This is a genomic window from Longimicrobiaceae bacterium, assembly GCA_035936415.1.
Lineage (GTDB): Bacteria > Gemmatimonadota > Gemmatimonadetes > Longimicrobiales > Longimicrobiaceae > JAFAYN01.
This window is the reverse complement of sequence record DASYWD010000054.1, coordinates 1-8,854: the sequence shown is the minus strand read 5'-3', so window position 1 is coordinate 8,854 and position 8,854 is coordinate 1. Positions and strand designations below refer to the sequence as shown.

The following is an 8,854-nucleotide window of genomic DNA, read 5'->3' as shown; positions in this document are numbered from 1 at the left end:
GAGAGTGTGGAGGCGAGAGCCGACGCGCTGCAATGCTCCGAGGCGATCGTCTTCATACAGCAAACCCTCCGATGGATGTGACCCATCGGAGGGTTTGTTGCTTCAACTCCCGGACCTCAATCTCCGGGATGACTCATGTTTCGCACTTCGCACTTCGCACTCCCGTACTTTCGCACTCCCGCACTTCACCCCTGCTCCCGTCCCTCCCCCTCGCCCTCCGCGGCCATCTCCTCGCCGTCGCCGTCGGCGGCGGCCCGGGGCTCGCCGCCTCGGGAGCCGGCGCCGCGGCGGCGCTGGCCGCGGGCCTCCTTCTCCAGGAGGCAGAGGTCGAAGACCTCGTCCATCCGGTCCGCGAAGTGGAAGGTCATCCCCTCCTTCACGTCGTCCGGCACGTCGCGCAGGTCGCGCTGGTTGCCGGTGGGGAGGATCACCTCGCGCAGCCCGGCGCGGTACGCGGCCAGCGTCTTCTCCTTGACCCCGCCGATCTCCAGCACCTTTCCGCGGAGCGTCACCTCGCCCGTCATGGCGACGTCGTGGCGCACCGGGCGGTCGGCGAGCGACGAGGCGATGGCGAGCGTGACCGCCGCCCCGGCCGAGGGGCCGTCCTTGGGAGTGGCGCCCAGCGGGAAGTGGACGTGGATGTCGTTGTCGTTGAAGGCGGCGGTGGGGATCCCCAGGGGCTGCGCGCGCGAGCGCACGTAGGAGTACGCCGCGTTCACCGACTCGCGCATCACGTCGCCCAGGAGGCCGGTGATGATGAGGCGGCCGGTCCCCGGCATCCTCAGCGCCTCGATGAACATCAGCTCGCCGCCCGACGCGGTCCACGCCAGCCCGGTGACCACCCCCACCTCCGGCGCGCTCTCGGCCGGCGTGGCGATGTAGCGGGGGTACCCCAGCACCTCCTCAATCATCTCGCGCGAGAGCTCGGTCTTCTCGGGAGCCTCTCCCTCGGCCCGGGCGCGGGCGAGCCAGCGGAAGATGGAGCCCAGCGAGCGGCGCAGGTTCCCCAGCCCCGCGTCGCGCGCGTAGCCGCGGGTGAGGAAGAGGAGCACCTCGTCCGACACGGTCACCTCGTCCGGCTCGAAGCCGTGCTCCAGGAGCATGCGGGGGAAGAGCCGCTCGCGCGCGATGGTCACCTTGTCCTCCGGGGTGTACCCGGCGATGCGGATCTCGATGAAGTGGTCGCGCAGGTCCCGGGGAATGCGGTAGAAGTCGCTCGCGGTGGCGATGATGAAGACGTCCGACAGGTCCAGCGGGACGTCCAGGTGGCGGTCGGTGAAGGCGTCGCGCTTCTCCGCGCTCAGGAACTCCTCCATGGCTTCCACCGGGTCGCCCTCCACGTTCCCCAGCCCCAGCTCGTCCATCTCCTCCAGCAGCAGCACCGGGTCGCGCACCCCGGTGTCGCGGATGGTGGTGAGCAGCTTCCCGGGCTGCGCGCCGCTGCGGGTGCGGCGCGTGCCGATGAGCTGCGCCTCCCCGCGGCCGCCCAGCTCCAGCCGCGCCAGGGGGCGCCCCAGCCCCCGGGCGATGGAGGACGCCAGCGTGGCCTTCCCCACCCCCGGAGGACCCACCAGGCAGGGGATCAGCCCCGACAGGTCGCCGCGCAGCCGGGCGACCGCGAGCACCTCCAGCACCCGGCGCTTGGCCTCCTCCAGCCCCAGGTGCTCCTCGGTCATGGCCCGCTCCACCGCGTCCAGGTCGATCTCGGTGCTCCCGGAGGTGGCGGCCCACGGGACGGAGAGGAGCAGGTCCAGGTAGCTGCGGATCTCGGTGGCCTCGGACAGGGTGGTGCCGGGCGCGCGGAGGCGCTCGGTCTCGCGGCGGGCCACCGCGGCCACGCGGGCGGGGAGCTGCGCGCGGTCCGCCCGGCGGAGGATCTCGTCCGCTTCGCGCTCGGCGGGATCCATCTCCCCGAGCTCCGCCTGGAGCGCCTGGATCCGCTTGCGGATGTGGGCGCGGCGGTCGCCCGGGGTGCGCGACTGCACCGCCTCCGCGGCGGCGTTCCCCACGAGCCGGTCCTCCTCCTCGATGGTCTGCACGCGCTCCCAGGTGTCCTCCAGGCGCTGCAGGACGAAGCGCAGCCTCTCGGCCACGTCCAGCTCCTGGAGCACGGCGTCGCGGTCCGGGACGTTGAAGTGGCAGAGCGAGGCGGCCAGGTCGGCGAAGCGGGAGGGATCGCCCAGGTTCATCCGCAGGATCCGCGGCACCTCGTTGGGGATCCGCTCCACCTTCGCGGCCACCCCCACTACGGTCTGCAGGATCCGCTCGACGATCCGCTCCGCCTCCGCCTCGTCGGCCGGGGCCTCCTCCACGGGCCGGAAGGCGCCGGTGTAGTAGCCGTCCTCCAGCCGTACGTCCTCCAGCCGGACCCGCCGGAGCCCCTGCAGGGTGGCCTGGACGGTCCCCCCGGGAAGGTTGAGCCGGTCCAGCACGCGCGACAACACGGCCACTTTCTGCATGGACGCGGGATCCAGCGGCGCGTCCGCGGCGGGCGCTTCTTCCGTGATGGAGACGATTCCGACGATCAGCTCCGGCTCCGGGTGGGCGTTGAGCCCCTCCACGTTGGGCTCGAACCCGATCTGGAGCGCGGTGGCACCCTGCGGGAAGACCACCGTGCTGCGCACGGGGAGGAGGAGAACCCGCTCGGGGAGGTCGCTTCGTGGCTTGGATGGAGTCATCGCTCTGATTCTATGCTCAAGTCTTTCAATCACTTGGTGCGCAGGCGGCGGTCGAGCGCGTGCAAGAAACGGGCGATCCTGCGCGCGTTGGTCCCCAGGTCGGCCGTCCCCACGCGCGAGGCGGAGACCATGTCGACGCGTGTCCGGCCGTCCCCGGGGTCGAGCGACAGGCGGATCCAGACGTCGTCGGTGAACTTCCACACCCGGGTGCGGGCCTCCGCGTGGATCTCGCCCTCCACCGGCTTCGCCTCCAGCACCTTCCACTTCCGCCGCTCCACCTCCGCCAGGGCCGCCTCCCACACCCGGGCGAAGGCGACGTCGTACGTCCGCCCCCGCAGGCGCGGGTCGCGGGATTCCGGATGGGTGTAGGCGCGGTTGGTGCGCAGGGCGCGGGGCAGGCGCATGGCGGCTCGGCAGGGCGGAGGGGAGGACCGGGACCCCGAATGTACGGCGCGAGGCGGGCGAGCGACAGCCACACCGCACCCGGGCTGCGGGCGATTTGACGCGCGGACGCGGCGCGTGGTATGATGCGCCCCCCGCGCCGGCCGGGTACGAAACCTGCTCGCCGGGCGGGGCGCTGAACGCCATCCCCGAGCACAGCCATCGCCGATCCGGACGGAGGAGCCAGAGTGAAAGTCGTCATCCCGCTCGCCGGCAAGGGCACCCGCCTGCGCCCGCACACCCACGTCACGCCGAAGCCGCTCCTCCGGGTGGGGGACAAGCCGGTGATGAGCTACATCCTGGACGACCTCCGCGAGCTGGGGGTGAACGAGGCGGTGGTCATCACCGGCCACCTGAAGGAGAAGGTCCAGGAGTACATGGAGCGGGAGTACCCCGACTTCGACGCCGTCTACGTGGAGCAGAAGGAGCAGAACGGGACCGCGGACGCGGTGGCGCTCGCCGAGCCGTACGCCGAGGACGAGCTGCTCATCATCTTCGTGGACACGCTCTTCGACGCGGACCTCTCCATCGTCAAGCGGCTCCCGGAGGACGTGGCGGGGGTGATCTGGGCCAAGGAGGTGGAGGACTACCAGCGCTTCGGGGTGATCGTCACCGACGAGCAGGGCAACATGCGGCAGATCATCGAGAAGCCGAAGGAGCCCGTCTCGAAGCTCGCCAACATCGGCCTGTACTACATCCGCGACTGGAAGCTGCTCTTCGAGGGGATCCACCACGTGATGAACACGCAGCCCGGCCCGTCCGGCGAGTTCTACCTGACGGACGCCTTCCAGTACATGGTGGACCAGGGGGCGAAGATCAAGACCATCGCCATCGAGGGGTGGTACGACGCCGGGAAGCCGGAGACGCTGCTGCAGACCAACCTGCACGTCCTCTCCACCACGCGCGGGCGGAGCCCCGCGGACGGGAAGAACGTGACCGTGCACGAGCCGGTGCACGTGGCCGAGGGCGTGGAGCTGGAGGACGCGGAGATCGGCCCCAACGTGACCCTCTCCGCCGGCACGACGGTGCGCGGCTCGCGCCTGCGCGACACCATCGTCGGCGAGAAGACCGTGATCGAGCGGAGCGACCTTTCCGAGTCGCTGGTGGGGAGCAACGTGGTGCTGCGCGGCGTCAACGGGAAGGTGGACGTAGGCGACGACTCGGTGCTGGAGCTGGGGGGAAGTGCGTGAGTGCGAAGTGCGAAGTGCGGAAGTGAACAGCAGGAGCCCGTCCTCACGACGACGCCCCCGCCGGGAACCTCCCGGCGGGGGCGCTGTTTCGCACTTCGCACCTCTCACTTCGCACTCTGTTCTACCCCACCCCCGCCACCGCCAGCGTGACCAGCAGCGCGCGCTCGATGCCGCGCGGGCCGCCGCGGTTGGAATACCACTCGCCCAGGGTGTGCACGCCGCCGGACTCGCCGCCCGCGCCGATGGTGATGGCGGGGATCCCCAGGGAGATCGCCACGTTGGAGTCGGTGGAGGAGGCGGCCAGCTCCGGGTTGTCGCCCAGGGCGTGGGTCACGGCCACGGCGGCGCGGACCAGGGCGGAGTCGGCGTCGGTCTCGCCGGAGGGGCGGTCTCCGATCAGGTCGATCTGCGCGGCCAGGCCGGGGCCGCGGCGCGAGCGGCCGCGGTTCTCGGCGTCGATGGCGTCCGCAACGGCGTGGCGGAGCTGCTCCTCCAGCCGCGCCAGCGGGCCGGGGGTGTCGCTCCGGATGTCCACCTCCGCCCAGGCCTCGGCGGGGATGGAGTTGACGCTGGTGCCGCCGCCGATCCGCGCCACGGTCAGCGCGGAGCGGGCGTTGGCGGGCGGCCGGACCCCCCCGAGCGCCACCACGGCGGCGCTCAGCGCCTGCACCGGGTTGGCGGCGCCCCGGTCGGACCACGAATGGCCGCCGGGCCCCCGCACCGTCACCCGCAGCCGCCGGGAGCCGATGGCCCGGTGGACGATGCGGCCCGTCCCGGAGCCGTCCAGCGACAGGAAGGCGGCGGCCCCGCGCAGCGGCGCGCCCTCGCGGAAGAGGTGCTTCACCCCCCGCAGGTCGCCGATCCCCTCCTCTCCCACGGTGGCGGCCAGGACGAGCGGGCGCACGGTGCGGATCCCCGCCTCCTGCAGCACACGCGCGATGGCGAGGAGCGCGGCCAGGCCCCGCCCGTTGTCGGTGATCCCGGGCGCGCAGATCCGCTCGTCCTGGTAGCGGGGGGTCAGGTCGGTCCCCGCGGGGAACACGGTGTCCAGGTGCGCGGAAACGACCACCGGCTCGCTCTCCGGCGCCGTGGGGTCGGGGAGGGCCGCGAGCACGTTTCCGACGGCGTCCTCCTCGATCGAGGCCAGCCCCAGCTCCGCGAAGCGATCGCGCACCCGGGCGGCCCGCTCCGCCTCCGCGAGCGAGGGGGCGGGGACGCGCACCAGCGCCACCTGCTCGCGGAGCGTCTCGTCGTCGGTTTCGTGGATGCGGGCGCGCGCGCGGCGCACGTCGGGGTGGGCGAGAAGGGCGTCGAGGTGCATGGGCTGCGCTGCGTGGACCGGCGTTCGGGGGCGCGGAATCATCGCCCCCGGGGGTGCGTCTGTCAATCGACGCGTGCGGATGCCGCGGTGCGCCATGCCCATCGCCCGGTCGCGGGCACTCATGGGCGCCAAATACCGGGTTCCGCGCGCCCGGCGAGCATGATATGTTAACGGTGCGCCGTCCGCCGGAGAGCGTCGCTCCGGCGGCCGCGCCCTTCCGTGTCCGCCGCGGCGGGCCGCTCCGCGCGCCCTGCCGCTCCCGCCCTGAAACGTCCTCGTGAGGGATCGAATGCTCGAGCGCGACCTGATCTTCGATTGGAACACCGTGCACGGCTCGTTCGACTACGGGAAGGTCCGCACCGTCGAGCTGGACGACGAGACGCTACGCGACGGCCTCCAGTCCCCCTCGGTCACCGACCCGCGCATCGAGGACAAGGTCCGGCTCCTCCACCTCATGGCCGAGCTGGGGATCCACTCCGCCGACATCGGGCTCCCCGGCGCCGGCCCGCGCGCCGTGCAGGACGTGGAGGTGCTCGCGCGCGAGATCGCCGACGCCCGCCTCCCCATCTCCGCCAACTGCGCCGCCCGCACCGTCATCGCCGACGTGCGGCCCATCGTGGAGGTGTCGCAGCGGGTGGGGATCCCCATCGAGGCGGCGACCTTCATCGGCTCTTCGCCCATCCGCCAGTACGCGGAGGATTGGACGATCGACCGGATGCTGCGGGCGACGGAGGAGGCGGTGGGCTTCGCGGTCCGCGAGGGGCTCCCGGTGATGTACGTGACCGAGGACACCACCCGCGCCGCCCCGGAGACGCTGAAGCAGCTCTACGGCACCGCCATCCGCTGCGGCGCGCGCCGCATCTGCCTGGCGGACACGGTGGGCCACGCGACCCCCGACGGGGTGCGGCAGCTCGTCCGCTTCGTCCGCGAGGAGATCGTGGAGCCCAGCGGCGAGGACGTGAAGATCGACTGGCACGGGCACCGCGACCGCGGCCTCGCCATCCCCAACACCCTGGCCGCCATCGAAGAAGGGGTGCACCGGGTGCACGCCACCGGGCTCGGGGTTGGGGAGCGCTGCGGGAACACCGAGATGGACCTCCTCCTCGTCAACCTCAAGCTCCTGGGGCTGCACGACCGCGACCTGTCGAAGCTGCGCGAGTACGTGGAGCTGGTGGCGGAGGCGTGCCAGGTGCCGCTCCCCTACAACTGGCCGGTGTTCGGCGGCGACGCCTTCCGCACGGGCACGGGGGTGCACGCCGCCGCCATCATCAAGGCCGAGGCCAAGGGCGACTCCTGGCTGGCCGACCGCGTCTACTCGGGGGTGCCGGCGGGACTCTTCGGGCTCCGGCAGCGGATCGACGTGTCGCACATGAGCGGAATCTCCAACGTGCGCTACTGGCTCTCCCAGCACGGGTACGACGTCACGGACGAGGGGCTCTGCAACCACGTGTTCGAGGCGGCCAAGGGGTGCGACCACACCTTCTCGGACGAGGAGGTGCACGCCCTCTGCGCGGAGTACCGCGCGTCCGCCGACACGGCCGCGTGACGGCCTGAGCTGCAGGCCCCTTTGCCTGAAATTTTCGGGGCCGCTCCATGGTTCGGGGCGGCCCCGTTCATTCGGAAACCAGGAGCTTCGATGCCCGTCACCGTGTACGGCCTGCCGCACTGCTCCACCTGCCAGAAGGCCGTGGCGTACCTGGAGAAGAGGGGGGTGGAGGTGGAGCGCTTCCACGACGTCAAGACGGAGCCGCTTTCGGAGGGCCAGGTGCGCGAGCTGGCGGAGCGCGTGGGCGGCGCCGGCACGCTCTTCTCCCGGCGCGCCCGGAAGTACCGCGCCCTGGGGCTGCACGAGCGGGTGCTGTCGGAGGAGGAGATGCTCCGGCTGATGACGGAGGAGTACACCTTCATCACGCGCCCCGTGGTCGTGAACGGCGACCGCGCGACCGCGGGCTTCTCCATGAAGCGGATCGACGAGCTGGTCGGGGGCTGATCCGGCGGTGTTCGTCCCATCCATGCGGGCCGTTCCTGCAGGAGCCGCCCTGCTCCTGGCCTGCATCCCCCTGGCCTGCGGAGGCACAGGGGGCTCCGCTCCTTCCCACGTCCCCGGGCGCATCGCGGCCGTCGGAGCTGCATCGCCCATGGCGCTGGCGGTCGGCTGGACGGAGGCGGAGTGCCTGGCCGGAGGCGCCTCCGCGGACCGGGACCTCGACGGCGTGCTCGACCGTTGCGAGCACGACCTCGCGGCGGCGTTCGCGCCGGTGCTGCGGGTAGACGAGCGGGAGTGCGGGTGGGACGAGAGCGTCGCCCCTGGCCGGATCGGAGGTGAGTACCTGTACGCCGTCCAACGTCGGCCTTCCGGCGACGGGCTGCGGATCGCGTACATGCCGGCGTACTACCGCGACTGCGGGTGGAGCCTGCCGGTCTGCCGGCTGACGCCGTCGGTCTGCGAGGGTCACGCAGGCGACTCGGAGATGGTCGCCCTGGACGTGGCCTTCGACCCGCGGACGGCGCGCTGGGAGACGCGGCGGGTCTTCCTTTCCGCGCACTGCCACGGCCGCTCCGCCGGACGCTGCCGGTGGTACGAGGGACGCGGCCTGGAGCGGTTCTCCTGGGCGGACGGCGTGCGCCGGGGCGCCCCCCTGGTGTGGGTGGCGCACGGCAAGCACGGCGGCTATCCCACGGCGGCGGAGTGCGACACCGGGCACTGGGGCTACGACGGGTGCCGCGGCAACCGGACCGCCTACCGCTTCCCGGTGGCCTCCCCGCGCCAGAACGCCGGGAGCCGCACGCACCCGTTCCCGCACGGGAGCGGCGAGGAGTGCATCGGGCCCAGGGAAGCCGGGTGGAGGAGCGACGTCCCGGATCCGGCGGCGAGGGAGTGCTTCTGGGATCCGGCGGCCCGGTTCCGGGGGTGGCAGGGTGCGGAGGCGGGAGCGGGCGCCACGGGGTACGGCCGCTACCTGCGGGAGGTGGCGGGGTTCTGAGGCCCCCTCTCCCCCCGGCCCCCTCTCCCCCGCAAGGGGGAGAAAGGGGGAGAACGGCAGGGCGTCAGCGCGTCGTCTCCGCAGCGCGAGAGCGAAGCCCTGAGTAGCCCCCGCTGGCGGTACCAGTGGTTATGGGAGTGCTGGTTGTAAAACGTTCTTCATCTTCCCCTCAGCAGGGGGAGTCGGCGAAGGCCGGAGCGCCGCAGGCGCAGAGGCCACGTTGGCCGGCTCCCACTGCGC

At 72.2% G+C, this 8,854-nt stretch carries 7 protein-coding genes; 4 read left to right on the top strand and 3 right to left on the bottom strand.

What is annotated here, in order from left to right; translation table 11 throughout:
• Window positions 1–185 precede the first annotated feature (185 nt).
• On the bottom strand, window positions 186–2,678 hold the full coding sequence (lon, locus tag VGR37_02495; protein ID HEV2146260.1) for an endopeptidase La: 2,493 nt from the start codon (window positions 2,676–2,678) through the stop codon (window positions 186–188).
• A 29-nt stretch (window positions 2,679–2,707) separates the two neighbouring features.
• Window positions 2,708–3,082: a DUF1499 domain-containing protein gene (locus VGR37_02490; protein HEV2146259.1), complete on the bottom strand. Its 375-nt coding sequence runs from the start codon at window positions 3,080–3,082 to the stop codon at window positions 2,708–2,710.
• 225 nt (window positions 3,083–3,307) lie between these two features.
• Here VGR37_02490 and VGR37_02485 point away from each other — a divergent pair, with 225 nt between their 5' ends.
• Window positions 3,308–4,309, top strand: coding sequence for a sugar phosphate nucleotidyltransferase (locus VGR37_02485; protein HEV2146258.1), 1,002 nt, complete (start codon window positions 3,308–3,310; stop codon window positions 4,307–4,309).
• Window positions 4,310–4,430: 121 nt separating this feature from the next.
• Here the strand turns inward: VGR37_02485 and VGR37_02480 are convergent, their stop codons facing one another.
• The gene (locus tag VGR37_02480; protein ID HEV2146257.1) at window positions 4,431–5,630 is read right to left on the bottom strand and encodes a M20/M25/M40 family metallo-hydrolase; all 1,200 of its coding nucleotides are present in this window, start codon (window positions 5,628–5,630) and stop codon (window positions 4,431–4,433) included.
• A 289-nt stretch (window positions 5,631–5,919) separates the two neighbouring features.
• Between VGR37_02480 and VGR37_02475 the strand changes: the two genes are divergently transcribed.
• The 3 genes from VGR37_02475 (at window position 5,920) to VGR37_02465 (ending at window position 8,614) form a co-directional block, all read left to right on the top strand.
• Entirely contained in the window at window positions 5,920–7,176 is a 1,257-nt protein-coding gene (locus VGR37_02475; protein ID HEV2146256.1) for a LeuA family protein, read from the top strand.
• 90 nt (window positions 7,177–7,266) lie between these two features.
• Window positions 7,267–7,620 (top strand): ArsC/Spx/MgsR family protein, encoded by a 354-nt coding sequence (locus VGR37_02470; protein HEV2146255.1) that lies wholly within the window; start codon window positions 7,267–7,269, stop codon window positions 7,618–7,620.
• A 148-nt stretch (window positions 7,621–7,768) separates the two neighbouring features.
• Window positions 7,769–8,614, top strand: a complete 846-nt coding sequence (locus tag VGR37_02465; GenBank protein HEV2146254.1) for a hypothetical protein — start codon at window positions 7,769–7,771, stop codon at window positions 8,612–8,614.
• Window positions 8,615–8,854: the final 240 nt, after the last annotated feature.

Coding starts and splice junctions, on each gene's coding strand:
- lon (HEV2146260.1), bottom strand. CDS start 2,678: ATGACTCCATCCAAGCCACGAAGCGACCTCCCCGAGCGGGTTCTCCTC.
- VGR37_02490 (HEV2146259.1), bottom strand. CDS start 3,082: ATGCGCCTGCCCCGCGCCCTGCGCACCAACCGCGCCTACACCCATCCG.
- VGR37_02480 (HEV2146257.1), bottom strand. CDS start 5,630: ATGCACCTCGACGCCCTTCTCGCCCACCCCGACGTGCGCCGCGCGCGC.
- VGR37_02475 (HEV2146256.1), top strand. CDS start 5,920: ATGCTCGAGCGCGACCTGATCTTCGATTGGAACACCGTGCACGGCTCG.
- VGR37_02470 (HEV2146255.1), top strand. CDS start 7,267: ATGCCCGTCACCGTGTACGGCCTGCCGCACTGCTCCACCTGCCAGAAG.
- VGR37_02465 (HEV2146254.1), top strand. CDS start 7,769: ATGGCGCTGGCGGTCGGCTGGACGGAGGCGGAGTGCCTGGCCGGAGGC.